Source organism: Bradyrhizobium sp. B097 (assembly GCF_038957035.1).
In the GTDB taxonomy this organism is placed as follows: domain Bacteria; phylum Pseudomonadota; class Alphaproteobacteria; order Rhizobiales; family Xanthobacteraceae; genus Bradyrhizobium.
This window is the reverse complement of sequence record NZ_CP152412.1, coordinates 1,984,072-2,008,664: the sequence shown is the minus strand read 5'-3', so window position 1 is coordinate 2,008,664 and position 24,593 is coordinate 1,984,072. Positions and strand designations below refer to the sequence as shown.

Genomic DNA, 24,593 nt, shown 5'->3' with positions numbered 1-24,593 from the left:
CGGACGTCGACAATGCCAGCGCTGCGCTTCGGCGCGACAGCCCCGCCTCTTGCCAATCGCGCGGCGACCGCTTATGTACGCGCCTCCTCTTGTAGAGCGAGCGACCCAGGTTTCCAACATGCGGCAGTCACAGCGAGCATCGATGCTGATGACGGGAGGGCTAATGCCCTCGTCCGCCGCCATTCTGCTTTGGACCTGACCTCACGTCACACCTGACATTGGAAGGCAGCCCGGAGCGGAAGCGGCTCCTGGCGCCGAACGGGCTCTCGCGGTGCCTCGAGTCGTGCAAACCCAGCACGGGAGCTCGAACACCACAGGTGTCCCATGGCCAAAGAGAAGTTCATCCGCCTCAAGCCCAACTGCAATGTTGGCACGATCGGCCACGTGGATCATGGCAAGACGACGCTAACGGCAGCGATGACGAAGGTTTCAGCCGATCACGGCTGGGGCGCGTTCGTCTCCTACCAGGATGTTGCCAAGGCGTCGGCCGCGCAAGGTACGCGTGACGATACGAAGATCCTGACCATCGCGACGAGCCACGTTGAGTTCTCGACGGCGGCACGCCATTACTCGCACGTCGACTGCCCGGGCCACGCCGATTATGTGAAGAACATGATCACGGGCGCGGCGCAGATAGACGGCGCGATCCTGGTCGTCTCCGCCGTCGACGGACCGATGCCGCAGACGCGCGAGCACATCCTGCTCGCGCGCCAGATTGGCGTGCCGCGCATCGTGGTGTTCCTGAACAAGTGCGACGTCGCTGACGATCCGGAGCTGGTCGATCTCATCGAGATCGAGGTGCGCGATCTGTTGTCGAAGTACCAGTATGACGGCGACAACGCACCGGTCGTGCGCGGTGCGGCGATGCAGGCGCTGCGCGGCGAGCACGGTCCGCTGGCGGATCAAGCGATCCTCAAACTGTTCGAGGCGCTCGACGCTTATATCGAGCTGCCCGAGCGGCCGAAGGATCGCCCGTTCCTGATGCCGATCGAGGGCGTGCAGTCGATCGCAGGCCGCGGCACGGTGGTGACCGGGCTGGTCGAGCGCGGCACGATCAGGATCGGCGACGAGGTCGAGATCGTCGGCCTCGGCGAGACCCGCAAGTCGGTCGTGACCAGCATCGAGAGCTACCGGAAGATCCTCGATCAGGGGCAGGCCGGCGACAACGTCGGCTGCCTGCTGCGCGGGATCGACAAGGCTCTCGTGCAGCGCGGTCAGGTGCTGTCGCATCCGGGTGGTGCGTCGCCGCACCGGACCTTCCGCGCGGAAGTGTACGTGCTGACAAAGGACGAAGGCGGCCGGCACACGCCGTTCTTCGCCAACTATCGTCCGCAGTTCTACTTCCGGACCGCCGACGTCACCGGCACCGTCCAGCTCGCCGACGGCGCCGAGATGGTGATGCCGGGCGACAGCGCCGAGTTCACGATCGAGCTCAACAAGCCGATCGCGCTCGAGGCGCGGTCGCGCTTTGCGATCCGTGAAGGCAACCGCACCGTCGGTGCCGGCGTGGTCACTGCGATCGTGGAGTGAGGAATGGGGGCGCGGCGCGAGCCGGGCCCCCATTTCACAGATGCCGGAGCCACGCGATCAGCCCGGAGCCTGCCTTCGCCGCTGCTGGATCAGATCGATGAAGGCGCGCAAGCCTGCGGGCACGTGGCGGCCGCTGGGATAATAAAGGCAGATCCCCGGATAGGGCGGCGTCCACTCGGCCAGCAGCCTGACGCGAACACGGTGTTGCACGATCACCAGAACGGCCGGAAATTGATCGCATCAACGGGCAATGCGGATTGACAGGCTGGCACGTTTTCGAAACTGTGCGACACCGCGTCGCAGGCGCCGTCCATCGGTCTTGTGACCTCTCGACGCGGAAATGGCGTCGTCATGAAGTGGTTTCGTTCGAACATCAGGCACGGGGCTCGGCTGGCGCTGTTGGCGCTGTCGATCCAGTTCGTGCTGTCGTTCGGCCATTTTCATGCCATTGCGCCGGCACAGGCGACGACGTCATCAGCGGCACATGTCGAGAACGTCTCGCGCGACGCGCCCTATTCGAATCCCGATTCCGATCAGGCCGCCGACCTTTGCGCCATCTGCGCCGTCGTGGCGATGGTCAATTCGGCGATGCCCGCGCCGGCGCTGCCGCCACTCCAGCTGCCGGATGCCGCAGCTCTGCTCGCCTGGCACATCGACAATTATGCGGCGCCGCTCGACATCGGCCGGCTGCACTATCAGCCGCGCGCGCCTCCGATCTCCTGAACTCCCTGCACGACTGAACGTCGAACGCGGCCACATATCGGCTGCCGTTTGATCAATGGGGAATTTCGCCGTCGCGCATCGACGGCGGGCTCGACCGCGTCCTTCGGTGAGGATCCGGATCGCAGCCTCGCGAGATCGAGAACCAACATGTCAGGACATATCAGACGACGCGCCGCCGCCGGCGCTGCATCGCTCTTGGTCTGCGGGATCAACGGCGCCGCATTCGGGCAGACGACCACGCCGACAACGACACTTCCTGATATCACGGTGACGGCACCGCAGCGCCACACCGCGCCGGCCGGGTCGAACAAGCCGAAGACGCGCGTTACGACCGGAGGCGGTCGCCGCGCGCGAAGAACCGGTGCGGTATCGGCGACGCCGGAATCTCCAGAACAGACCGAGGCTCAGGCCGTCGCCAGCCAGAACTCGCGGCTCGACCAGGCCCGCGCGGCGCTGCTGGCGCCGACCGGCGCCAACAGCTACCAGATGAGCCGGCAAGCCCTCGAGGCGCTGCCACAGGGCACCAACACCACCCTCGACAAGGCGCTGCTGCAGGCGCCCGGGGTTTCGCAGGACTCCGCCGCAAGCGGTGAACTGCACGTGCGCAACGAGCACGCCAACCTGCAATACCGCATCAACGGGATCATGCTGCCCGACGGTGTCGGCGCTTTCGGCCAGATCATCGACACCGGAATCGTCGGCAGCATGGCGCTGATCACGGGCGCGCTGCCCGCACAGTATGGCCTGCGCACCGCCGGCGTGCTCGACATCCAGACCAAGACCGACGCCTTCAACAATTCCGGCAGCGTCAGCGTCTATGGCGGCAGCCACGGCAATTTCACGACCAGCGTCGACTATGGCGGCACGATCGGACAAACCCAGTATTACGTCTCCGGCCGCTATTTCGGCAGCGATGTCGGCATCGAGAACCCGACGCCGGCCTACAGCGCCATCCACGACCGGACCGATCAGGAGAAGGGCTTTGCCTACGTGTCGACCGCGCTCGATCCGACCAGCCGGCTGACCTATATCGGCGGCGTCTCGAACGGCGCCTATCAGATCCCCAACAATCCCGGCCAGGCCCCGGCCTTCACCGCCTACGGCGTCTCGAACTTCGATTCCGCGCTGCTCAACGAGCGGCAACACGAGTTCAACCAGTTCAACGTCGTGGCCTATCAGAAGGCCGGCGACGGGTTCGATTACCAGATCGCCTATTTCAATCGCTACAGCCAGCTGCACTTCATGCCCGATCCGGTCGGCGATCTCGTCTTCAACGGCGTTGCGTCGGACGTCTATCGCCAGAGCTTCATCAACGGCATCCAGGAGGACACTGCCTACCGGCTGGGCTTCGCGCACACGCTGAAGTTCGGCGTCGCGTTCAGCGCCGAGCGCTCGCTGGTCAACAACGGCTCGACCGTGCTGCCGCTCGACGATTCCGGCAACCCGATCGATGCGCCGCTCTCCGTGTTCGATTCCAGCGCCAAGACCGGATATCTGTTCTCCACCTACATCGCCGACGAATGGAAGATCACGAACCAGCTCACGCTCAACGCCGGCCTGCGCTTCGACCAGATGTGGCAATATGTCGATGCCAACCAGCTGAGCCCGCGGATCAGCCTGACATGGAAGCCCACTGACGGCACGACCTTCCATGCCGGTTATGCCCGCAACTTCACGCCGCCCGAGCAAGTGCTGGCGGCGCCGACCAATCTTGCGCTGGTGCAGAACACGACGGCGCAGCCGGCGACGACCGCCAATGACCCCGTGCTGCCGGAGCGCTCGCACGTGTTCGACATCGGCGTCACACAGAAAGTATACGCGATTCCGGGCCTCGAGGTCGGCATGGACGCCTATTACAAGATCGCGACCGATCTGCTCGACGACGGCCAGTTCGGCCAGGCCTACGTCCTGACCGCCTTCAACTATGCGAAAGGCACCAATGAAGGTGTCGAGCTGACCGCGAGATACGATCACGACAATCTGCATCTCTACGGCAATGTCGCGATCGCCAGGCAGGTCGCCACCCAGGTTGTCTCGAACCAGTATCTGTTCGATCCGGACGAGCTGGCCTACATCGCCAACAATTACGTCAACACCGACCATGCCCAGACGCTGACCGCATCGGTCGGCGGCTGGTACCAATGGCGCGACACCAAATTCAGCGCGTCGGTGATCTACGGCTCAGGCTTGCGCGACGGCTTCGCCAATACCGGCACGGTGCCGCCCTACGCGCAGGTCAACGTCGGCGTCTCGCACGACTTCAACATTGTCGCGCCAAACAAGCCGACCACGCTGCGTTTCGACGTCGTCAATTTGTTCGACACCGTGTACCAGATCCGCGACGGCTCCGGCATCGGCGTGTTCGCGCCGCAATACGGCCCGCGTCGCGGCTTCTACGCCGGCATCACACAGAAGTTCTGACGAGGCCGGCGCGAGGCGCGCCCGCCGTGCCGGCTCACAGTTCGGCGACCAGTTTGACCAGCTGGTCCCGCAACCAGACATGGGCCGGGTCGTGATGGTAGGACGCGTGCCACAGCAATGACACCGTGACGTCCTTCACCTTCACCGGCGGCGGACTGAGGCTGAGCCCGAGTTCGGCGGCGAAGCGGCGCGCCAGCCGCTCGCCCATGGTGACGATCACGGGCGCCTGCGCCACCAGATACGGCACGGTCAGGAAACGCGGCGTGGTCAGCGCAACGGACCGCTGCAGGCCGAGCTCTTCGAGCGCTTCATCGACGAAGCCGCGCACGCTGCGCCCCGGCCGCAGGCTGGTCAGCACGTGCGGAAGCCGGACGTAGTCCTCGAGCGAGATGGGCGGCGTGACACCGGTCTTCTCGGCATTGAACATGCAAAGAAAGCTCTCGGTGAACAGCACGCGCTGCTTGTGATGCAATTGTCCTTGCTGGATCGGCCCATAGGAGAGCGCGAGATCCACTTCGTCGGCGTCGAGGTCATCGAGCAGCCGGGACGTATCGACATTGTAAAGCCGCAGGTGAATGCCCGGCGCGATCTCGCGCATGCGCGCCAGAAGGCGCGGCACGATCAGGATTTCCATGCTGTCGGACAGGCCGAGCCTGAACGTCCGCACCGCGGTGGCCGGGTCGAAGGTCTGGTCGCGCAGCAGCACCGCCTCAACCTGTGCGAGCGCCGTCCGCACCGGATCGAGCAAGGTCATCGCACGGGGGGTGAGGCGCATGCCATCGGCCCCTCGCGTGAGCAGCTCATCATCGAACAGTTCGCGCAGGCGCGCGAGATTGTGGCTCATCGCGGATTGACCGATGCCGACGGAGCCGGCCGCCCGGGTCACGCTCCGTTCGGTGAGCAGCGCATTGAGATGAACAAGCAAATTCAGGTCGATCCGACCCAAATTGACGGCATCGATGGCCATTATCGATCCTATCTGTTTGATCGATGATCATAGCCTCACCATCTCCTCCGGCAAGGGAGCAGACGGGCCATCGCTCGCCGCCCAGGTTCTGACACTCAAGCCAATGGAGGATCCCATGTCGATCCGCAGCACAGTTCTCGCCGCCGCGTTCACCCTCGCCTCACTTGGCGCCTCACTTGGCGCCTCGCTTGGGGCCGCAGAGGCGCGCGGGCTCAGGCCGATCGAGGCACAAAGCATTCATCTCGGCGACGTATCCGGCGTCGCCTACTACACGGTCGAGCCCGACGGATATCGCGTCGTGACCACGCTCGCACAGGGCGAGTCCGGAACCCCCGTCCGCTTCGTGTCGGTGCTGGCGCCCGGTCAGCGTGCCCTGCTCTCGACGCCGAACCAGGCAGGCACAGTGGAGATCAGCCGGAACGGCGACAGCGTGACTGTCCGCAAGTCGGGCACGCTCTCCAACTAGTGGGCACAGCGGTCGGAGCCTTCCGACAAAGGTGCAGGAGCCACAGATGTCCACGATCCACCTTCATCGGACGACCAGGTTGACGCCCGAGCAGTACGTCGCCGGCCTCATCGACTTCGGGCCGGGCCGTTCCAAACTGTTCGGCAACAGCGCCGACGCCTATCTCAAGGTGCATGATCGCGGCCCTACGCAGGCGGATGTGACCGAGGGCTCGAACGGCATCTGGGAACGTTTGCACTACGACTGGTCCGACCTCGACCATGTCGTCCTGACGACGACCGACTCCAATGTGTGGGGCGGCAAGTCGGGCCACATCTACAACTTCGCGCGGCGGTCCGATGGCACGACCGACATTGACGTGGTCGTGGTGCGCGACGGCAAGAATCTCAAAGGATGGGTCCTCGGTCTCGTGCTCGGGTCGATCGGCAGAAGCGTCCTGGAGAAGGCGTTCGAAAACTCCGTCAAGGCCATCGAGCAGCGGAACGCGGACGCGCTTCAGAAGGGCCCGGATCGCTGCCTAGACGCGGAGCATTGAAAGTATTGCTCCGAGATCAATGTTTCTATTGTACCGAGCAATGTACCGGACCATATCTAGGTTCAACGAACGCATTGCACCGGGGCAGCCCGGTGCAGGCCGAATGGAGACAACTGAAATGGAGATCAATTATCTCGATACGTTCCTGGCATTCCTCGGAATGACCTTCGGACTGGTCTCGGTGATGCCCGGCCTGTTTTTCAAACCCAAGGCCGAGGTGAAGCGCGCGACAAGGACGGCCTCGACACGCGCCGGCAACAGCAGGCGATGATGCCGCGCGGCTCTCGGGCCCGCATCAGGCTCAAGTTCTAGCCCGCGGCAAGCAGCTGCTCTTTCAGCAGTGCCGTCAGCCAATCGGCAAACACCTGCAGCCGCCGCGACAGATGCTGGCGGTGCGGATAGAGCAAGGTCATCGGCATCGGCGCCGCGCGGTGCTGCGGCATCAGCTCAATGAGTTCTCCGGCATCGAGATGCCGCTTCACGTCGTAGGCGGGAATCTGGATCAGCCCGAGGCCGGCAAGGCAGCAGGCGATATAGGCTTCGGCGCTGTTGACGGTGACGCGGCCACGCATCGCAATGGTCCGCGACGCGCCCTGCTCGGACCATTCCCACTCCTCGATGCGGCCGGTGGATGGCGACGCGTAATTGACCGCCCAATGCGCTGGAAGATCATCCGGCGTCTGCGGCGTGCCGTGGCGCGCGAGATATGCCGCGCTCGCGACATTGATCAGCACGAGATTGCCGAGCGGCCGCGCGATCAAACCGGAATCGCCGAGCGGGCCGACGCGCACCACGCAATCGGCGGAGTCCGCGATCAGGTTGATGGCACGATCGGTGATGCCGAGATCGATGTCGATCTGCGGATAGCGATCGAGGAAAGCAGGCAGCGCCGGCGCGATGATCAGGCGTCCGATCCGCCCGGGCACGTCGACCCTGAGCCGGCCCGACGGTTCGGCGGCGGCATGGCGGAACAGGCTCTCGGCCTCCTCGACATCGGCGACGACGCGCAGGCAGCGTTCATAGAACGCCGCACCATCATGGGTGGGCGACACTTTTCGCGTTGTCCGGTGCAGCAGCCGGGCGCCGATGCGCTGCTCGAGCTCGGCGACAGCCGACGAGACCGACGAGCGCGGCAGCCCGAGCGTGTCGGCCGCCCGCGTAAAGCTCGCGCACTCGACGACGCGGGCGAAGATGCGGAAGAGATCGATGCGGTCCACGATTAGCGCCCCGATTGTTCGCCGTTCCTGACAAGTGACGTCAGAATGCACGGCTTTATCGGGAAATCCTAGACGATATCGTTGCTTCCCTGAGAGCGGCCGCAAGGCGCAGCCGCACGATCCGGAGAGGCGAACGTCATGACCGACCACAGCATCAAGGACAAGACCGTCATCATCGCCGGCGGCGCGAAGAACCTCGGCGGCCTGATCGCGCGCGATCTTGCGGCCCACGGCGCGAAGGCGATCGCGATCCACTACAACAGCGCCGCGACCAAGGCCGACGCCGAAGCGACCGTCGCCGCGATCAAGGCTGCCGGCGCCAACGCGGTCGCGTTCCAGGCCAACCTCACGACATCGGGCGCGATGGAGAAGCTGTTCACTGACGCCGTCGCTGCGATCGGCCGTCCCGACATCGCGATCAACACCGTCGGCAAGGTGCTGAAGAAACCGATGGTCGAGATCTCGGAGGCCGAATACGACGCGATGAGCGCGGTCAACGCCAAATCGGCGTTCTTCTTCCTCAAGGAAGCCGGCCGCCATCTGAACGACAACGGCAAGATCTGCACCCTGGTGACGTCGCTGCTCGGCGCCTACACGCCGTTCTATGCCGCCTATGCCGGCACCAAGGCGCCGGTCGAGCATTTCACCCGCGCGGCCTCGAAGGAGTTCGGCGCGCGCGGCATCTCGGTCACCGCGATCGGCCCCGGCCCGATGGACACGCCGTTCTTCTATCCGGCCGAAGGCACCGATGCGGTCGCCTATCACAAATCGGCAGCGGCGCTGTCCGGTTTCTCGAAGACCGGTCTTACCGACATCAAGGATATCGTGCCCTGGATTCGCCTCCTGGTGTCGGATGGCTGGTGGATGACCGGGCAGACCATTTTGGTCAATGGCGGCTACACCACGAAGTGAGGCCGTCGTCCTCTGCATGCACGCGCCACTCTCTGCAGGGAAAACGGGCCGCCGGCGGAATTTGACCGCCGGTTTGGCCGGCGATATCTTTCGCCTCGCTGGGCCCTTCGCAGTGACGGTCTATTCGAGGCGCACATGGAATGGTCGACCAGGCCGGCCCGTCCGGATCAGCCCTTCGGCAGCTGGGCCGACGACCTCGCAGCTGCCTTCGTGCGACTGGAGCCGCGCCGGATCGCCGAGGAATCGTTCGCCGGCGCGATCTGCAAGGTCGACGCCGCGCCGCTGCAGATATCACGGGTCACGGCCAGCGGACACATCGTGCACCGGCTCGCCTCGCACATCGCTGCGAGCACCGACGACCTCTGCTTCGTCAACCTCCAGCTCGAAGGGCTCGGACGCACCTTGCAGCATGGCCACGAGCAGATCAGCGCCCCCGGCGATCTCGCGCTTGCCGATACGACGCAGCCGTTCGAGATCGCCCACCGGCATCACTTCAAGCTGTTCTGCTTTGCCGTGCCGCGGCGCCTGTTGCCGGACACGCTGTTCGATCGCCCGCGGCTCGGCCTGTCTGCGACCGAAACCGGCCGCGCGCTGTCGCGGACGCTGGCGAGCTACGCCGAGCTCTGCTTGAGCGGCGGTCGCATCGCAACGACCTCGACGATGCTGGGCACGCATATCGCCGAGCTGATCGCGCACGCACCCGCTATCCTCGCCGACATGCCGGCGGAGCGCGTGCATACGCCGGTGCTGCTGTCTGTCATGCTTGACCATATCGCCCGGCACAGCGACGACCCCGAGCTCGGCGCGCCGGCGCTGGCCACAAAATTCCGCTGCTCCGAGCGTTACGTGCATCGCCTGTTTGCGAGCACCGGCCGCTCGGTGGGCGAACACCTCAACGAACAGCGGATCACCGCGTGCACGCGCGCCCTGCTCGATCGCACCTCAGCGCACAAGACCATTGCCGAGATCGCCTTTGCCGCGGGCTTCCGCGACATCTCGCATTTCAACCGCCTGTTCAAGCGCCACAATGGCCTCGCCCCGCGCGAGTTCCGCCGCACCGCCGCGCACTGAAGCGCGGCGAGATTGGGTTCACTCCGCGCCAAGAAATCGGGCACTGCCGTCCAAGATTTCCCCACCACGCCGCGATAGCCATAGCCCGAACCGCCGACACGGAGGGCATTGGCATGGCGATCGATTTCACGCTCACGGCACAGCAGCGCGAGCTGCAGCTCGCCTCCCGTATGTTTGCCAGGGAGGTGCTGGCCGAGGCCAGGGCCGCCGAAAAGCTGGCGACGCCCGAGCAACGCTTTCTCGCGACCAAGCCGACCTATGAGGCGATGGTGGCGGCCGGTTACTTACGCAAATGCATTCCGGCGCCGGCGGGCGGAGACAATGCCGGGATGATCGACATGGCGATCCTCGCCGAGGAATTCTACAGCGTGAACCCCAGCGTGACGCTCACCATGCTCGGCAGCGTGCTCGGCCTGCTGCCGCTGCTGCTCGGCGGCACGCCGGAGCAGTGTCAACGGCTGCTCGCGCCGTTCCTGAAGACCACCGGCGCGCCGCTCGCCGCCTTCTGCTCGAGCGAGCCGGGCGGCAGCGCCAACGCCGCCTCGCCGCCGCCCGGCGAGGGCGTCCGCACCACCGCGCGGCGCGAGGGCGACAATTGGCTGATCAACGGCCGCAAGAAGTGGGTGTCCTCGGCGACCGGCTGGAATCGCGAGGGCGCCGATCTTCTGACCGTCGTGTGCCGCACCGATCCGGCAGCGGCACCCGATGCGGCGATCTCGATCATTGCCGTGCAAGGACCGGTGACCGGCCTTGTGCTCGAACGCGCGATCGACAGCATCGGTCATCGCGCCCACCTCGTCCCGCAGTTTGGCTTGCAGAACGTCGCGGCGCCGCACCACAATCTGCTCGGGCAGCAAGGTGCCGGCCTGGCGCTGACCGCGGCCGCATTCACCGGGACCGCCGCGCTGGTCGGAATCTTCGGCGTCGCGCTGATGCGCTCAGCCTTCGCGTTCGCGCTGGATTTTGCCCGCAGCGAGAAGCGCGGCGGCGTTCATCCCATCATCGAGCATCAGGCGGTCGGATACGCGCTCGCCGATGCCAAGACCACGATCGAAGCGGCGCGCAGTCTCAGCTGGCGCGCCTGCCATGCCCTGGACACGCAGTCGCCGGCGGCCGAGGAGCTGGCCGTGCAGGCCAAGATCTTCGGCTCCGAGGCCGCCGTGCGGGTCATCACCGATCTGATGCGGGTGGTCGGGATCGACAGCTACGATCATGAAGCGCCATTCGGCGGCCTGCTGCAGGACGCGCTCGCGCTGCCGATCTTCGACGGCGGCAATCTCGGCATCCGGCGGCGGCAACTGCACACGATGTTCAAGAGCCGCGACTACATCCCGCTCGCCGCAAGCGGCGCAGCGTAGCGCGAAAAAGGAGTGCAATCATGAGCACAGAGCGGAAAGTGGCAGTCGTCACCGGCGCATCGCAAGGGATCGGCGCCGGTATCGTTCAGGCCTTCAGGGATCGAAACTGCCGGGTCGTTGCGACGTCGCGCGCGATCAAGCCGGTCGCCGATGCGGATATCGTCACGGTGGCGGGCGACGTCGGCGCTACTGAGACGGCGGAGCACGTGTTCAAGGCGGCGCTGGAGCGTTTCGGCCGCGTCGACACGCTGGTCAACAACGCCGGCATCTTCATGGCGAAACCATTCACCGCCTATACGCAGGATGACTACGCCAGCTACATCTCGACCAACGTGACCGGCTTCTTCCACATGACCCGGCGCGCGCTGGAGCTGATGAGCAAGCAGGGCCACGGCCACGTCGTCACCATCACGACCAGTCTCGTCGACCAGCCGATGAGCAGCGTTCCCGCCGCCCTCGCCTCGCTGACCAAGGGCGCCCTGAACGCCGCAACCCGCGCGCTCGCCATCGAATATGCAAGGAGCGGAATCCGCGTCAACGCGGTGTCGCCCGGAATCATCAAGACCCCGATGCACCCGGCGGAAGCGCATCAAGCGCTGGCCGCGCTCCACCCGGTTGGCAGGATGGGAGAGATCTCCGACATCGTTGGCGCCGTGCTCTACCTCGATGGCGCGGGATTCGTCACCGGAGAAGTGCTCCACGTCGACGGCGGACAGGCCGCCGGCCACCACATGCCGTAGCAGCGATGCCCGGACCACGTTGGCGCTACCGCCACTTCGGGCCCCGCGGTAGCGCTAGTTCGGACAAGTCATGTCGCGGGAATGCGGATGTGTGACTCATAAGCGGCGCGACAAACTCAGTGTCGTCCCGGAGCAGGCCGGGACCCATAACCACCGAAGGTGATTGTTGCGCGACGCTGGGGCCACAGCTTTCCTCGCCAATCCAATCCTGTGGTTATGGGTCCCGGCCTTCGCCGGGACGACGATTGTGTATGCGGCGCTGCATCGGACTCCAGGATAGGCAAAGCCTCACCCACACCGTCATCGCCCGGCTCGACCGGGCGATCCAGTACGCCGCGGCCTATCGGCTCAAGCACAGCCACCTCTGGAATACTGGATCGCCCGCATGCGCGGGTGATGACACCGCGCTGTTTGACATCTTGAATTGCGACCCACCCTCATCGTCGTCCTGGCGAAAGCCAGGACCCATTACCCCAAATCTCAATCGTTGCACGACGCCGGGGCCACGATCCGCTTCATCACCACATGCGGTGGTTATGGGTCCCTGCTTTCGCAGGGACGACACCGGAGAAGCCGCGGCCTCTCGGCTCAAGCACAGCCGCCTCTGGAATACTGGATCACCCGCATGCGCGGGTGATGACACCGAGCAAGTAACCACCACGTCGCGCCGCGAACCTCGTTGCGGCGCAACAATCAAAATGAGACTGCCCGTTAAGCACCCCCGCCGCGACGACATCCGCGCCGCGCCTGCCTTCGGCTAGCTTTGCCGGCAACAACCGGACGCCCATCAGCCTTCGTCAGGCCATGTGGACGCCGGTGACAACACAGAGGGAGGAGAGCGATGTTGAAAGGCAGTTTGGGACTGATTGCGTTGAGCAGCCTGTTGCTTTCGGGCACGGCGCTCGCCCAGGAGAAGATCAAGGTCGGCGTCACCGCGACGCTCGAAGGCACCTATACGGTGCTCGGCGAGGATGGCATGCGCGGCCACCAGACCGCGCTCAACGTGCTCGGCAAGAAGATCGGCGACAAGGAGCTCGAATTCGTCGTCGCCTCGACCGACGCGACGCCGGACTCCGCGGTGCGTGCGGTGCGCAAGCTGATCGAGCAGGACAAGGTGCAGATCCTGCTGTCGCCGCTGTCCGGCGACGAGGGCATCGCGGTGAAGAATTTTGCCAAGACCCATCCGGAGCTGACCTTCGTCAACGCCGCCTCCGGCGCGCAGGAGACGACCTACGTCGACCCGGCGCCGAACTTCTTCCGCTACAACATGGACGGCGCGCAGTGGCAGGTCGGCCTCGGCAAGTATGCCTATGAGACCAAGGGCTATCGCAAGATCGCGACCGTCGGCGAGGATTACTCGTTCATCTACACCCAGGTGTTCGGCCTCGTGCTCGAGTTCTGCGGCGCCGGCGGCCAGGTCACCAACCGGCAATGGGTGCCGCTCGGCACCAAGGACTTCGCCTCCGTGATCGCAGCACTGCCCGACGATGTCGATGCGATCTATCTCGGCCTCGGCGGCGCCGACGCCGTCAACTTCCTCAACCAGTATCAGCAGGCCGGCGGCAAGGCGCATCTGATGGGCGGCTCGATCATGATCGACCAGACCATCCTGTCGTCGAAGGGCAGCGCCAAGAACGCGCTGATCGGCACCATCGCCGCGAGCGGCCAGGCCGATACCTGGGAGGATCCGGGCTGGCAGAAGTTCGTGAAGGCCTATCAGGACTCGTTCCCGGAGAGCAAACGCTTCCCGAGCCCGTCGCTGCTCGCCACCAACTATTACGGCTCGACCATGGCGTTGATCCTGGCGCTGCGGCAGGTCAATGGCGATCTCTCCAACAACCAGGCCAAGCTCAAGGACGCACTGGCGAAGATCGAGATCGACGCCCCGAACGGCAAGATCAAGCTCGACGCCAACCGCCAGGCGATCGGCACCAATTTCGTCACCGAGGTGGTCGACGACGGCAAGGGCGCGCTGTTCAGCAAGGTCGTGAAGGTGATCCCGAACGTCAACCAGACGCTGGGCTACGATCCGGCGGTGTTCGCCAAGATCGGCCTGCCGAGCCGCACGGTCCCGGAGTGCAAGAAGTACTGACGTATTTGTTGCAGGTGCGAGCAAGCCAACCGTGACGGAAGCGCGCGGTTGCATGAACAGCCCTGCTCGCCCTTGCTTTCCGCGGGCGGATGATGAACGCTTGTCGAAAAGACAAGAACATCCCGCGGGAGGGGAGGCATGAGCAGGGCGCTTGCCGTCTTCCACGGCCGGTTCGGTCGCGCGACGGTCTATCAGTTGAACCGTCCCTTCAACGTGCATGCGCACCGCGAAGGGCACCTGATCTTTCACGTCGGCGGAACGCCGGCGCAGATCGATGTCTCCGAGCAGCGCCTGCTGCTCAAGGACGACACCGTGGTTGCGGTCAACCCGTGGGAACCGCACAATTTTCTGCCGACCGACATGGACCACGGCGCGATCTTCTTCGTGCTCTATGTCAATGCCGAATGGTTCGCGCCGCAGCCCGCGAGCGCGCAGGGCCTGCGGTTCGGCCGCACCTTCTTTCCCCGCACCGAGGCGCTCGACCGGCTGATCCGCCGCACCGCAGCACTGGTGTGCGGCGCGCCGTCGCTGCGCAGCCTCGATTGCGAGCTCAGGCAATTGATCGATTCCTGCTACGAGGAGAGCTGGCAGGCCGCGCAGGACGCGCCCGCCGCCGCCGCGGTGACCGATTTCCGGGTCCGCAAATCGATCAAGCTGATGTCGGAAAGCCCCGGCGCCGAGATCGAGCTCGATGCGATCGCACGCGAAGCGGGATTGTCGCGGCCGCATTTCTACCGGCTGTTCCGCACCCAGACCGGCGTCACCCCTCACCTCTACATGAACACGCTGATCATGGAGCAGGCGCTGGATGCGCTGGTGGCGACGGAAGCGCCGATCGCCGATATCGGCTTCGATCTCGGCTTCTCCTCGCAGAGCGGCTTCACCCGCTTCTTCGCCGCCAATGTCGGCATGGCCCCGACCGACTATCGCCGCGCCGCCAAGGTGTTGCGGCCGTGAAGGAGTTCCAGAGCAGACGATAAAAGATACTCTCGATCAAATCCGCCGCTTTCGCCCTCGGTAGGATGCAAGGACACGCGGCCCGCAAGACGGTCGCGAGCACTGAGGGAACGCGACGGAGATGGCCAGGTTCATCGAACGCCATCCGGCCTGGGCGCTGATCGTGATCATTGCGGTCGCGGTGCTGCTGTGGCTGGTGTTCGCGATCTGGCCGTCGGGGCTGGAAGCCGCGATCGGCCGCAAGCGCGTGTTCCTCAACGCGGTGCTGAACGGCATCACGCTCGGCGGGCTGTATTTCCTGGTCGCGAGCGGCTTCACGCTGATCTTCGGCCTCATGCGCAACGTCAACCTCGCGCACGGCTCGCTCTATCTGTTCGGCGGCTATATCGGCTACGCCATCAGCACCTGGACCGGGTCGTGGATCCTGTCCTTCATCGTCGCCTTCATCGCGGCGGCGCTGGTCGGCGTGATCCTGCAGCTCGCGGTGTTCCGCCGCATGGAGGGGCAGGATCTGCGGCAAACCATGGTCACGATCGGGCTCTCGATCGTGTTCGCCGATCTGATGCTCTGGGTATTCGGCGGCGACTTCTACCAGGTGCAGACCCCGAGTTGGCTGATCGGCCCGGTGCAGCTGCCACTGCTCACAGCGATCAAATCATCGGGCGAGCCGGTCTATCTGCAATATCCGCTGGTGCGGCTGGTGATCTTCGCGGCCTCCGTCGTGATCGGCATCGCGATGTGGCTGGCGCTCAACCGCACGCGGATCGGCATGATCGTGCGCGCCGGGGTCGACGACCGCGACATCCTGGCCGCGACCGGGGTGCCGATCCAGCTCGTCTTCGTGCTGGTGTTCGCGCTCGGCGCAGGGCTCGCCGGCATCGCCGGCGTCGTCGGCGGCACCTTCCAGTCGCTGTCGCCGGGCGAGGATACACGCTTCCTGCTCGCCTCCCTCGTGGTCGTGATCGTCGGCGGCATGGGCTCGATCCCGGGGGCTGCGCTCGGCGCCGTCATCATCGGCCTCGCCGAGCAGCTCGGCTCGGTCTACATCCCGACCTACGCCATCGTCGTCACCTTCCTGATCATGGTCGTGGTGCTGGCGCTGCGGCCGCAGGGCCTGCTCGCGAGGCGATGAGATGTCGTTGCTGCAGAGCACCCAGTTCCGCCCCGACCCGTCCGCCAACGCGACCCGCCGCGCGTTGATCCGCGCCTGGCCGGAATTCCAGAACCCGGCGGCCTGGCTGGTCGCGCTGATCCTCGTGATCATGCCGCTGATCGCCAACGGCTTCTTCCTGATCGAGATCTTCGCCACCACGCTGATCCTCGGCGTCATCGCGCTGAGCCTGATGTTCCTCGCCGGCTATGGCGGCATGGTCAGCCTGATGCAGCTCACCATCGCGGGCTTCGCCGGCTACATGGTCGCGGTGTTCGGCATGAGCGGCAACGCCAATATCAGCCTGGGCTGGCCGTGGTGGCTCGCGACCCCGATGGCGCTGGCGCTGGCGACGCTGTTCGGCACACTCGGCGGCGCGCTCGCGGTGCGCACCGAAGGCATCTACACCATCATGATCACGCTGGCGATCGGCGCAGCGTTCTACTACTTCACCAACCAGAACTGGGCGATCTTCAACGGCCATACCGGCATCAACACCGTCGCGACGCCGCATTTCTGGGGCGTCGACTGGCGTGCCGACATCGCCTTCTACTATGTGACGCTCGGCGTCGCCGCGATCTGCTACTTCGCCGTCCAGTATGTCTCTCGCGCCCCTTTCGGCCTCGCGCTGCAAGGCGTCCGCGACAACCCCCGCCGCATGGCCGCACTCGGCTTCAATCCCAATGCCCACCGCATCGCCGCCTACGCCTTCGCCGCCTTCATCGCCGCGCTCGGCGGCGTGCTGCAAGTCTGGAACTACCGGCAGATCTCGCCGGGCTCGGTCAGCGTCGGCGCCTGCATCGACGTCCTGATCATCGCCGTGGTCGGCGGCATCACCCGGCCGATCGGCCCGTTCATCGGTGCGCTAATCTTCGTCCTGCTGCGCACCTTCGCGCTCGACGTCCTGATCAAGTTCGGGCTCGACGGCAACCGCTTCCGGCTATTGATCGGGCTCGGGTTCCTCGCCATCGTGTTCTGGTCGTCGGACGGCGTGATCGGGCTCTGGGACCGCTGGCGGCGTAGCGCATCCACGACGCAACGTCCGGGTGGAGGCCGCCATGGATAGCGTCGCGCAGCGACTGTCCGTGGTCGGCGCCGGCGCGGCGCTGGAGCTGCGCGGCGTGACCCGGCTGTTCGGTGCGCTGGCTGCGCTGACCGACGTCACCATCACCGTGCGCCCCGGCGAACGCCGCGCGGTGCTCGGCTCCAACGGCGCCGGCAAGACGACGCTGTTCAACTGCATCACCGGCGACTTCCCGCCCTCCTCCGGCACGATCCGCTTCTTCGGCGAGGACATCACCCAGTTCCCGCCCTATGAGCGCATTCGCCGGGGCTTGCGCCGCACCTACCAGATCTCGGCGCTGTTCCCCGGCCTCACCGTGCAGGACAACGTCTATCTCGCCTGCCGCGGCGTCTCGCGCGGGCGGTTCTCGTTGCTGCGCGCGGGGCAGAACGATGCGCTGACGCACGCGACCGAAACGCTGGTGCAGGCCGTGCACCTTGCCGGCGTCAAGGACCAGCGCGTTGCCGAGCTGGCGCATGGCCAGCAGCGCCAGCTCGAGATCGCGCTGGCGCTGGCCGGCGCGCCGCGCTTCATCCTGTTCGACGAGCCGGCGGCCGGACTGTCGCCAACCGAGCGGCGCGAGCTGATCGAGATCCTGACCTCGCTGCCTGCGCATATCGGCTACATCATCATCGAGCACGACATGGATGTTGCGCTGCGCGTCGTCGAGAGCGTGACGATGATGCACAACGGCCGCATCTTCAAGGAGGGCCTGCCGCGCGAAATCGAGTCCGATCCCGAGGTGCAGGAGCTTTATCTCGGAGGCGGCCATGAATGAACGCCGCCCAGTTCCCGCACTCGAGGTGAAGGGCCTCGACGTCTATTACGGGCATTCGCATGCACTGCAGGGCGTCGACCTCACGCTCGATGCCGGCGTGTTCTCGGTGGTCGGCCGCAACGGCATGGGCAAGACCACGCTGTGCAAGGCCATCATGGGCCTGGTTCGCGCCAGCAGCGGCTCGATCCGGATTCGCGGCGAGGAAGTCACGCGGCTGAATCCGGCGCGGATCGCACGGCTCGGCGTCGGCTACGTGCCGCAGGGCCGGCGGCTGTGGCGTTCGCTGACGGTCGACGAACACCTTGCGCTCGCCGGCGGCCTGCGGCGCGGCGCCTGGACCATCGAGCGCATCTACGACACCTTCCCGCGCCTCGCCGAACGCAAGAACAACGGCGGCAACCAGCTCTCCGGCGGCGAGCAGCAGATGCTCGCGATCTCGCGCGCATTGCTGACCAACCCGCAGCTGCTGATCATGGACGAGCCGACCGAGGGCCTCGCGCCTGTGATCGTCGCGCAAGTCGAGGAGATGCTGCTCCGCCTCGGTGACGAAGGCGACATGTCCATCCTGGTCATCGAGCAGAACATCGGCGTCGCGACGGCGGTGTCGCGCAACGTCGCCATCATGGTCAATGGCCGAATCAACCGCATCATCGACTCCGCGCGGCTTGCGACCGACCGCGAACTGCAGCAGCGGCTGCTCGGCGTCGGCACCCACGGCGCTGACGAGATCGATGCCGAGACGGCGCCGGCAAGAGCTGAGGCGGCCGGCACACCGCAGCCGGACCGCAAGGGTCCGGCTCGCATCTACGTCTCCAATCCCGTGCTGCCGACGCGCTGGTCGCAGCCGGTGCCGATCGCCCGTATCGAGGCCGCCGCGCGGACGCAGTCCGTCGCCGTCACGCGGCTCGAGGAAGCAACCCGTACGCGGCGCGAACCGACGACGTCGAGGACATCGGGGCCTCCCGTCGTGCTGGTCGTCGGCACGCTCGACACCAAGGGCGCTGAGCTGCGCTTCATCCGCGATCTCATCGCGGCCAGCGGCCTGCGCACCCGGCTGGTCGACGTCTCGACCAGCGGCAAGGCGGCGAGCTGCGACGTCACCGCGCAGGAGATTGCCCTCAACCACGGCCGTGGCGGCTCAGGCGTGTTCGGCACCGATCGCGGCGCCTCGGTGACCGCGATGGCGGACGCGTTCGAGCGGTGGCTGCGCCGCCAGGGCAATGTCGCCGGCATCATCTCCGCCGGCGGCTCGGGCGGCGCGTCGCTGGTCGCGCCGGGCATGCGCGCGCTTCCGATCGGCGTGCCGAAGCTCATCATCTCCTCGGTCGCGTCCGGCGACGTCGGTCCCTATGTCGGTCCCGCCGACATCACCATGATGTATTCGGTGACCGACGTGCAGGGTCTCAACTCGATTTCGCGCACGGTGCTCGGCAACGGCGCCCATGCCATGGTCGGCATGGTCAAGGCGCGGCACGAGGGACAGACCGGAAAGCCACGCGATACCGGCGCTCATCTTCCGGCCATCGGCATCACCATGTTCGGCGTCACCACGCCGGCCGTGCAGAAGATCGCGGCTGACCTCCGCGAAGATTTCGAGTGCCTCGTGTTCCACGCCACCGGGGTCGGTGGCCGCTCGATGGAGAAGCTCGTCGAATCCGGCCAGCTCGCGGGGGTCATCGACCTCACAACGACAGAGGTCTGCGACCTCCTGATGGGCGGCGTGTTCCCGGCGACCGACGACCGCTTCGGCGCCATCATCCGCAGCCGCGTGCCCTATGTCGGCTCGGTCGGCGCGCTGGATATGGTGAATTTCGGCGCACCCGACACCATTCCGGAGCGCTACCGGCAGCGCAAATTCCACGTCCACAATCCGCAGGTCACTTTGATGCGGACCACGCCGGAAGAGAACGAGCGGATGGGCCGCTGGATCGGCGAACGTCTCAACCAGATGGACGGGCCGGTGCGCTTCTTCCTGGCCGAAGGCGGCGTTTCCGCGCTCGATGCGCCCGGCCAGCCGTTCTGGGACCCCGATGCCGACACGACGCTGTTCCGCGCGCTGGAGCAGACCGTGCGCCAGACCGGCAACCGGCAGATCATCCGCATCAAGCGCAACATCAACGATCCCGAGTTCACGGCCGCCATCGTCAGCGCGTTCCGTCCGCTGCTCGGACGCGCCGGTGGCCGGCGGAGAGTGGCGAGGTGACCCATGCCCAGGTTTGAACGCTCTGCGCTGTTGAAAAAATTTCACGCCATGATCGCACGCGGCGAGCCGATCGTCGGCGGCGGCGCCGGCACAGGTCTGTCGGCGAAATGCGAGGAGGCCGGCGGCGTCGACCTGATCGTGATCTACAATTCCGGCCGCTACCGCATGGCCGGCCGCGGCTCGCTCGCCGGCCTGATGCCTTATGGCGATGCCAACGCCATCGTCGTCGAGATGGCCGGCGAGGTGTTGCCGGTCGTGACCAAGACGCCGGTGCTCGCCGGGGTCAACGGCACCGATCCGTTCCGCGACATGGATGTGTTCCTCGACCAGTTGAAGGCGATAGGCTTTGCCGGCGTGCAGAACTTCCCGACCGTCGGCCTGATCGACGGCACCTTCCGCGCCAATCTCGAAGAGACCGGGATGTCCTATGCGCTCGAGATCGACATGATCGCAAAGGCGCATGACAAGAACATGTTGACCACGCCCTATGTGTTCAGCGAGCAGGAGGCGACCGCGATGGCGATCGCAGGCGCCGACATCATCGTCTGTCACATGGGGCTGACGATGGGTGGCACGATCGGCGCGCAGACCGCGCTGAAGCTCGCCGACTGCCCCGTCCGGATCGAGGCCTGGGCCGAGGCCGCGCTCAGCGTCAACTCGAACATCATCGTGCTCGCGCATGGCGGTCCGATCGCGGACCCCGCGGATGCCGATTTCATCATGAAGCAGACCCGCAACTGCCACGGCTTCTACGGTGCCTCCTCGATGGAGCGCTTGCCGATCGAGCGGGCGCTGACGGATCAGGTTCGCAAGTTCAAGGCGATCGGCGCGCGCTAGCCGCCGTGACCAAGGGAGGAAGAGATGTCAGGGATGCTGGTCGGTGAATTGATCCTCTGGCTCATCGTCGCAATCGTCGCGATCGTCATCATCGTCTATGTGGTGAACTGGCTTTACCACCGCTCATCGAAGGAAACCTCCTTCGTCCGGACCGGTTTCCTCGGCGAACGCGTGGTGATCAATGACGGCGCCTTCGTGCTGCCGTTCATCCACGACTACACGCCGGTCAACATGAACGTGCTGCCGATGGGGATCGTGCGCTCCAGGCAGGATGCGGTGATCACCCGCGACCGCATGCGCGTCGACATCGAGGCCGATTTCTACGTCCGGGTGCAGGCGACCCGCGAGGCCGTCTCGATCGCCGCCGCTACGCTCGGCCGCCGCACCATGGAGCCCGAGCAGCTGCACACCCTGCTCTCCGGCAAGTTCATTTCCGCGATCCGCTCCGTTGCTTCCGAGATGACGATGGAGCAGATGCACGAGCAGCGCGGCGAATATGTCTCCCGCGTCAAGGCCAATGCCGCCGAAGCGCTGGCGCAAAACGGCCTCGAACTGGAATCGGTTGCGATCACCGATCTCGACCAGACCGACCTCGAATACTTCAACCCCTCGAACCGCTTCGACGCCGAAGGCCTGACCCGGCTGATGGAGGACATCGAGGCCAAGCGCAAGCTGCGCAACGACATCGAGCAAGACTCGATGATCAAGATCCGCTCCCGCAACCTGGAGGCCGAGCGGCAGGCGCTGGACATCGAGCGCGAGAGCGAGACCGCCCGCCTCGAGCAGGAGCGCGACATCGAGATGCGCCGCGCCCTGCAGCGCACCGAAGTCGCACGTGAACGCGCGCTGCGCGAGACCGAGGCCGAGCAGGCCCAGATCACCGCGCGCGAAGCCATCGAGAAGGCACGCATCGCCAACGAGCAGGCGATCACCGAAGCCCGGATCGCGTCGGAACGCGAGACCCGGCACCGGGAGATCGAGCGCACCCGCGCGGTGGAAGAACGGGAATTGCTGGCGCGCGAAGAGATCGAGAAGGCCAGGATCGCCAACCAGCGCTCGGTCGACACCACGCGCATCGCTTCCGAACGCGAGGTCCGCCAGCGCGAGATCGAGCGGATGCGCACCGTCGAGGAGGCCGAGATCGCGGCCCGCGAGTCGATCGAAAAGGCCCGCATCCAGCAGGATCGCGTCGTCACCGATGCCCGCATCGCCAATGAGGAAGAGACTCGGCGGCGCGAGATCGAGCGCACCCGCGCGGTCGAAGAAGCCGAAATCGCGGCTCGCGAGGCCACCGAAAAGGCGCGCATCGCCCAGACCATGACGGTCAATGTCGAGCGCATCTCCTCCGACGAGCGCACCCGCGCGCTGGAAATCCAGCAAGTCCGCACCATCCAGGAAGCCGAGATCGAGGCGCAGAAGTCGGTCGAAGCCGCTCGGATCATCAGAGAAAAGACGCTGGCGGCCGAGCGCATCGCCGCCGATCACACCACGCGCAAGCTCGAGATCGAACGCAACCAGGCGATCGAGATCGCCGGGATCACCGCGCGCGACGCCACCGAGGCGTCGCGGATCGCACAGGAGGAACACGTACGCTCCCTGGAGATCGCCCGCACCCGCGCGATCGAGGAGGCCGACATCGCCTCGCGCGAATCGATCGAGGCGGCACGCATTTCGCAGGAGAAGTCGGTCGCCGCGCAGCGCATCCGCGCTGAGCGCGAGACCCGCGCGCTCGAGATCGAGCGCACGGGAGCCATCGAGGCCGCCGAGTTGAAGCGCCGTGACGCGGTCGAGCGGCAGCGGATCGATGTCGAGCTGGCGCTGGAGAGCGAGCGGATCACCTCCTCCAAGACCCGCGAGGTGCTCAACATCGACCAGAAACGGGCGATCGAGCTCGCCGACGAGGAGCGCGTGATCGCGCTCGCCGCCAAGCGCTCGGAACGGATCGACGCCGACCGGCAGGTCAAGCAGGCCGAGATCACGGCCCGCAAGGAGGTCGAAACAACCGACGTGACCCGCGAGCAGGCGCTGGAGGCGGCGCGGATCGAACGGCGCCGTTCGATCGAGCAACTCGAGGTCGCCCGCAATCAATCGCTGCAAGAAGCTGAGATCGCCGCGCGTGAAGAGGTCGAGCGCGCCCGCATCGCCTCCGACCGCGGCCTCGACGAGGCGAGGGTCGGCCGCGAGCGCGAGCTGCGCAAGCTCGAGGTGAACCGGGAGAAGGACGTCGAAACCGCGCTGATGGAGAAGGCCATCGCGCTGCACCAGAAGTCGCTGGAGGAATCCGCGGCGCGCGCCGCCGCCGAGGACGCCAGGGTCCACGCCACCGAAGCGGCCGAGCGCGTCGTTACCGCGCGCGAGAGCGAGATCGCCAAGCGGCGCAAGACCGTCGAGGTGCTGCTCGCCGAGAAGCAGGCCGAGGAAACCAGGATCGCGGCCGGCGCCGAACGTGTCCGTGCCACGGTCGAGGCCGAGGCGCAGCGCCTGCTCAACGAGGCCGAGAACGTGCTGACCGACCAGGCCCGCTACTCGCTGTTCCGCCGCAAGCTGCTCGACCGGATCGAGGGCATCGTGCGCGAGAGCGTCAAGCCGATGGAGAAGATCGAGGGCATCCGCATCCTCCAGGTCGACGGGCTCAATGGCAATGGCAATGGCGGCGGTTCCGGCCGCAGCGCCACCGACGAGGTGATCGACTCGGCGCTGCGCTACCGCGTGCAGGCGCCGCTGATCGACTCGATCCTCTCGGACATCGGCGTCGAGGGCGGCAGCCTCGCCAAGATGCCCGGCCTGATCCGCGAGGCCCGGGACATGCAAGGCATCAAGGAGAGCGCACGCAAGAGCGGCGGTGAGGCCAAGCCGGCAGCGCCCGAAGGCGGCGGCGAACCCCGCCCCGAACGCGCGCCGCGCAAGAAGGACTGAGCTCGCAACATGGCACGGGTTTACGTCTCCACCGTCGTCAACGCCCGCAACGACCGGGTCTGGGCCCGGGTGCGCGATTTCAATGGCTTGCCGAACTGGCATCCCGCGATCGCGGAGAGCCGGATCGAGGGCGGCGAGCCCTCGGACAAGATCGGCTGCGTCAGGGATTTCCGACTGCGCAACGGCGATCGTATCCGCGAGAAGCTGCTCGGCCTGTCCGACTACGACATGTTCTGCACCTACTCGATCCTGGAATCCCCGATGGGCGTCGAGAACTACGTCGCGACGCTGCGGCTGACACCGGTCACCGATGGCGACCAGACGTTCATGGAGTGGACCGCCGAGTTCGACTGCGCGCCGGAGCGCGAGACCGAGCTTGTCAACAATATCGGCGGCGGCGTGTTCCAGGGTGGATTCGACGCGCTGAAGCGGGCGTTCGGGGGGTAACGAAATGCGTAGGTCAACTTTTTCCGCGCAGACGGTCCACCTCTCCCCCTGTGGGAGAGGTCGGATCGCATCGCGAGATGGGATCCGGGTGAGGGGTTGCGGTCTATCGAGGGACCTGCGCCCCCTCACCCGCGCCTTCGGCGCGACCTCTCCCCGTTGGGGAGAGGTGGTGCACGCGGCCACATCGATGCAAACGATAGACATTGGACG

22 protein-coding genes are annotated in these 24,593 nt (G+C 65.9%); 19 read left to right on the top strand and 3 right to left on the bottom strand.

Features of this window, described 5'->3' with window-relative positions; genetic code table 11:
• Positions 1 to 324: 324 nt before the first annotated feature.
• Positions 325 to 1,530, top strand: coding sequence for an elongation factor Tu (gene tuf, locus AAFG07_RS09260; protein ID WP_342727002.1), 1,206 nt, complete (start codon positions 325 to 327; stop codon positions 1,528 to 1,530).
• Positions 1,531 to 1,587: 57 nt separating this feature from the next.
• On the opposite strand, the gene AAFG07_RS09255 is transcribed toward tuf, so the two are convergent.
• A complete protein-coding gene (locus tag AAFG07_RS09255) occupies positions 1,588 to 1,740 on the bottom strand; it encodes a LysR substrate-binding domain-containing protein (RefSeq protein WP_342729096.1) in 153 nt (50 codons plus the stop codon).
• A 141-nt stretch (positions 1,741 to 1,881) separates the two neighbouring features.
• Between AAFG07_RS09255 and AAFG07_RS09250 the strand changes: the two genes are divergently transcribed.
• Both AAFG07_RS09250 and AAFG07_RS09245 read left to right on the top strand, forming a co-directional pair.
• Complete coding sequence (locus AAFG07_RS09250) at positions 1,882 to 2,253, top strand: hypothetical protein (protein ID WP_342727001.1); 372 nt, start codon at positions 1,882 to 1,884, stop codon at positions 2,251 to 2,253.
• A gap of 147 nt (positions 2,254 to 2,400) precedes the next feature.
• The gene (locus AAFG07_RS09245) at positions 2,401 to 4,674 is read left to right on the top strand and encodes a TonB-dependent receptor (protein ID WP_342727000.1); all 2,274 of its coding nucleotides are present in this window, start codon (positions 2,401 to 2,403) and stop codon (positions 4,672 to 4,674) included.
• Positions 4,675 to 4,708: 34 nt separating this feature from the next.
• On the opposite strand, the gene AAFG07_RS09240 is transcribed toward AAFG07_RS09245, so the two are convergent.
• Positions 4,709 to 5,641, bottom strand: a complete 933-nt coding sequence (locus AAFG07_RS09240) for a LysR family transcriptional regulator (protein WP_342726999.1) — start codon at positions 5,639 to 5,641, stop codon at positions 4,709 to 4,711.
• A gap of 115 nt (positions 5,642 to 5,756) precedes the next feature.
• On the opposite strand from AAFG07_RS09240, the gene AAFG07_RS09235 reads away from it, so the two are divergent.
• From AAFG07_RS09235 to AAFG07_RS09225, 3 genes are all read left to right on the top strand, one after another.
• Positions 5,757 to 6,107, top strand: a complete 351-nt coding sequence (locus AAFG07_RS09235; protein WP_342726998.1) for a hypothetical protein — start codon at positions 5,757 to 5,759, stop codon at positions 6,105 to 6,107.
• A gap of 46 nt (positions 6,108 to 6,153) precedes the next feature.
• Positions 6,154 to 6,642 carry a hypothetical protein gene (locus AAFG07_RS09230; RefSeq protein ID WP_342726997.1) on the top strand — a complete coding sequence of 163 codons (489 nt, stop codon included), beginning with the start codon at positions 6,154 to 6,156 and terminating at the stop codon, positions 6,640 to 6,642.
• Between the two features lie 103 nt (positions 6,643 to 6,745).
• Complete coding sequence (locus AAFG07_RS09225) at positions 6,746 to 6,913, top strand: hypothetical protein (protein WP_342726996.1); 168 nt, start codon at positions 6,746 to 6,748, stop codon at positions 6,911 to 6,913.
• 37 nt (positions 6,914 to 6,950) lie between these two features.
• Here the strand turns inward: AAFG07_RS09225 and AAFG07_RS09220 are convergent, their stop codons facing one another.
• Positions 6,951 to 7,859: a LysR family transcriptional regulator gene (locus AAFG07_RS09220; protein ID WP_342726995.1), complete on the bottom strand. Its 909-nt coding sequence runs from the start codon at positions 7,857 to 7,859 to the stop codon at positions 6,951 to 6,953.
• A 138-nt stretch (positions 7,860 to 7,997) separates the two neighbouring features.
• On the opposite strand from AAFG07_RS09220, the gene AAFG07_RS09215 reads away from it, so the two are divergent.
• The 13 genes from AAFG07_RS09215 (at position 7,998) to AAFG07_RS09155 (ending at position 24,383) form a co-directional block, all read left to right on the top strand.
• Positions 7,998 to 8,771, top strand: coding sequence for an SDR family oxidoreductase (locus tag AAFG07_RS09215; RefSeq protein WP_342726994.1), 774 nt, complete (start codon positions 7,998 to 8,000; stop codon positions 8,769 to 8,771).
• A 135-nt stretch (positions 8,772 to 8,906) separates the two neighbouring features.
• On the top strand, positions 8,907 to 9,842 hold the full coding sequence (locus AAFG07_RS09210) for a helix-turn-helix domain-containing protein (RefSeq protein WP_342726993.1): 936 nt from the start codon (positions 8,907 to 8,909) through the stop codon (positions 9,840 to 9,842).
• 113 nt (positions 9,843 to 9,955) lie between these two features.
• Positions 9,956 to 11,200: an acyl-CoA dehydrogenase family protein gene (locus AAFG07_RS09205; RefSeq protein ID WP_342726992.1), complete on the top strand. Its 1,245-nt coding sequence runs from the start codon at positions 9,956 to 9,958 to the stop codon at positions 11,198 to 11,200.
• 20 nt (positions 11,201 to 11,220) lie between these two features.
• Positions 11,221 to 11,940 carry an SDR family oxidoreductase gene (locus tag AAFG07_RS09200; RefSeq protein ID WP_342726991.1) on the top strand — a complete coding sequence of 240 codons (720 nt, stop codon included), beginning with the start codon at positions 11,221 to 11,223 and terminating at the stop codon, positions 11,938 to 11,940.
• 841 nt (positions 11,941 to 12,781) lie between these two features.
• The gene (locus AAFG07_RS09195) at positions 12,782 to 14,032 is read left to right on the top strand and encodes an ABC transporter substrate-binding protein (protein ID WP_342726990.1); all 1,251 of its coding nucleotides are present in this window, start codon (positions 12,782 to 12,784) and stop codon (positions 14,030 to 14,032) included.
• A 138-nt stretch (positions 14,033 to 14,170) separates the two neighbouring features.
• Positions 14,171 to 14,989, top strand: a complete 819-nt coding sequence (locus AAFG07_RS09190) for an AraC family transcriptional regulator (protein WP_092124419.1) — start codon at positions 14,171 to 14,173, stop codon at positions 14,987 to 14,989.
• Positions 14,990 to 15,110: 121 nt separating this feature from the next.
• A complete protein-coding gene (locus AAFG07_RS09185; protein ID WP_342726989.1) occupies positions 15,111 to 16,121 on the top strand; it encodes a branched-chain amino acid ABC transporter permease in 1,011 nt (336 codons plus the stop codon).
• A gap of 1 nt (position 16,122) precedes the next feature.
• On the top strand, positions 16,123 to 17,205 hold the full coding sequence (locus tag AAFG07_RS09180; protein ID WP_342726988.1) for a branched-chain amino acid ABC transporter permease: 1,083 nt from the start codon (positions 16,123 to 16,125) through the stop codon (positions 17,203 to 17,205).
• On the top strand, positions 17,198 to 17,980 hold the full coding sequence (locus tag AAFG07_RS09175) for an ABC transporter ATP-binding protein (RefSeq protein WP_342726987.1): 783 nt from the start codon (positions 17,198 to 17,200) through the stop codon (positions 17,978 to 17,980). Before AAFG07_RS09180 ends, AAFG07_RS09175 begins: the two co-directional genes overlap by 8 nt.
• On the top strand, positions 17,973 to 20,183 hold the full coding sequence (locus tag AAFG07_RS09170) for an ABC transporter permease (RefSeq protein WP_342726986.1): 2,211 nt from the start codon (positions 17,973 to 17,975) through the stop codon (positions 20,181 to 20,183). Before AAFG07_RS09175 ends, AAFG07_RS09170 begins: the two co-directional genes overlap by 8 nt.
• Before the next feature lie 3 nt (positions 20,184 to 20,186).
• Complete coding sequence (locus tag AAFG07_RS09165; protein ID WP_342726985.1) at positions 20,187 to 21,020, top strand: phosphoenolpyruvate hydrolase family protein; 834 nt, start codon at positions 20,187 to 20,189, stop codon at positions 21,018 to 21,020.
• A gap of 24 nt (positions 21,021 to 21,044) precedes the next feature.
• A complete protein-coding gene (locus tag AAFG07_RS09160; protein ID WP_342726984.1) occupies positions 21,045 to 23,936 on the top strand; it encodes a flotillin domain-containing protein in 2,892 nt (963 codons plus the stop codon).
• 9 nt (positions 23,937 to 23,945) lie between these two features.
• Complete coding sequence (locus AAFG07_RS09155; protein WP_194458956.1) at positions 23,946 to 24,383, top strand: SRPBCC family protein; 438 nt, start codon at positions 23,946 to 23,948, stop codon at positions 24,381 to 24,383.
• Positions 24,384 to 24,593 lie beyond the last annotated feature (210 nt).

Coding starts and splice junctions, on each gene's coding strand:
- tuf (WP_342727002.1), top strand. CDS start 325: ATGGCCAAAGAGAAGTTCATCCGCCTCAAGCCCAACTGCAATGTTGGC.
- AAFG07_RS09250 (WP_342727001.1), top strand. CDS start 1,882: ATGAAGTGGTTTCGTTCGAACATCAGGCACGGGGCTCGGCTGGCGCTG.
- AAFG07_RS09245 (WP_342727000.1), top strand. CDS start 2,401: ATGTCAGGACATATCAGACGACGCGCCGCCGCCGGCGCTGCATCGCTC.
- AAFG07_RS09240 (WP_342726999.1), bottom strand. CDS start 5,641: ATGGCCATCGATGCCGTCAATTTGGGTCGGATCGACCTGAATTTGCTT.
- AAFG07_RS09235 (WP_342726998.1), top strand. CDS start 5,757: ATGTCGATCCGCAGCACAGTTCTCGCCGCCGCGTTCACCCTCGCCTCA.
- AAFG07_RS09230 (WP_342726997.1), top strand. CDS start 6,154: ATGTCCACGATCCACCTTCATCGGACGACCAGGTTGACGCCCGAGCAG.
- AAFG07_RS09225 (WP_342726996.1), top strand. CDS start 6,746: ATGGAGACAACTGAAATGGAGATCAATTATCTCGATACGTTCCTGGCA.
- AAFG07_RS09215 (WP_342726994.1), top strand. CDS start 7,998: ATGACCGACCACAGCATCAAGGACAAGACCGTCATCATCGCCGGCGGC.
- AAFG07_RS09210 (WP_342726993.1), top strand. CDS start 8,907: ATGGAATGGTCGACCAGGCCGGCCCGTCCGGATCAGCCCTTCGGCAGC.
- AAFG07_RS09205 (WP_342726992.1), top strand. CDS start 9,956: ATGGCGATCGATTTCACGCTCACGGCACAGCAGCGCGAGCTGCAGCTC.
- AAFG07_RS09200 (WP_342726991.1), top strand. CDS start 11,221: ATGAGCACAGAGCGGAAAGTGGCAGTCGTCACCGGCGCATCGCAAGGG.
- AAFG07_RS09195 (WP_342726990.1), top strand. CDS start 12,782: ATGTTGAAAGGCAGTTTGGGACTGATTGCGTTGAGCAGCCTGTTGCTT.
- AAFG07_RS09190 (WP_092124419.1), top strand. CDS start 14,171: ATGAGCAGGGCGCTTGCCGTCTTCCACGGCCGGTTCGGTCGCGCGACG.
- AAFG07_RS09185 (WP_342726989.1), top strand. CDS start 15,111: ATGGCCAGGTTCATCGAACGCCATCCGGCCTGGGCGCTGATCGTGATC.
- AAFG07_RS09180 (WP_342726988.1), top strand. CDS start 16,123: ATGTCGTTGCTGCAGAGCACCCAGTTCCGCCCCGACCCGTCCGCCAAC.
- AAFG07_RS09175 (WP_342726987.1), top strand. CDS start 17,198: ATGGATAGCGTCGCGCAGCGACTGTCCGTGGTCGGCGCCGGCGCGGCG.
- AAFG07_RS09170 (WP_342726986.1), top strand. CDS start 17,973: ATGAATGAACGCCGCCCAGTTCCCGCACTCGAGGTGAAGGGCCTCGAC.
- AAFG07_RS09165 (WP_342726985.1), top strand. CDS start 20,187: ATGCCCAGGTTTGAACGCTCTGCGCTGTTGAAAAAATTTCACGCCATG.
- AAFG07_RS09160 (WP_342726984.1), top strand. CDS start 21,045: ATGTCAGGGATGCTGGTCGGTGAATTGATCCTCTGGCTCATCGTCGCA.
- AAFG07_RS09155 (WP_194458956.1), top strand. CDS start 23,946: ATGGCACGGGTTTACGTCTCCACCGTCGTCAACGCCCGCAACGACCGG.